The sequence below is a fragment of the Candidatus Thiosymbion oneisti genome (assembly GCF_900092655.1).
Lineage (GTDB): Bacteria > Pseudomonadota > Gammaproteobacteria > Chromatiales > Chromatiaceae > Thiosymbion > Thiosymbion oneisti.
On sequence record NZ_FLUY01000958.1, the window covers coordinates 1 to 643 of the forward strand.

The following is a 643-nucleotide window of genomic DNA, read 5'->3' on the forward strand; positions in this document are numbered from 1 at the left end:
GGATATTTTGCGCAAATTTGCCTTCTCAGCAAGCCAGAGGGGCGGCGTATAACTTGCTGTTATTGTTGAGAAAAGGCCACCTGTTCCGTCATCGGTCATCGTGCTACCGACTGTCGTCCTCTTCGACCAGTCTGGAATCCATAAAGAGCCAAAAGGAAAACAACGAATCCACACGAATCGGCGCGAAGCGATCCGCATTGAAGCCGGACAAATTGTCGGTGGGCACAGCCCACCCTACAATGCTGTTAGCTCAAAAGTCGCCGCAACCACTTTCCGATACAATCCATTCTTCGGCATTTGCCCTTTCCAAGGATCAAGCCATGCCCCTCAGCTAACAAGCCCGGACCCTCGCAGTCACCACCCCCCTCGGCGAAGATGTCCTGCTGCTGCGTGCCATGCGTGGAAGCGAACGATTGAGCACCCTGTTCGAGTACCAGCTCGACCTCATCAGCGAGTCCCGCCAACCGATCAAGCACGAAGACCTGCTCGGCCAACCCGCCACCGTGCGGCTGGAACTGCCGGATTACCAAACGCGCTACTTCAACGGCCTCGTCAGCCGTTTTTCTCACACCGGCTTCGACGGGGCGGTTGCTATCTACCGTGCCACCCTGGTCCCCTGGTTCTGGTTGCTCTCCCGCACCAC

General features: G+C 56.9%; 1 protein-coding gene. It reads left to right on the top strand.

The window, feature by feature from the left end; all coding sequences use genetic code 11:
* Positions 1–413: 413 nt before the first annotated feature.
* On the top strand, positions 414–643 hold a 230-nt coding region (locus tag BQ17_RS09825), incomplete at its 3' end, for a contractile injection system protein, VgrG/Pvc8 family (protein WP_256091536.1).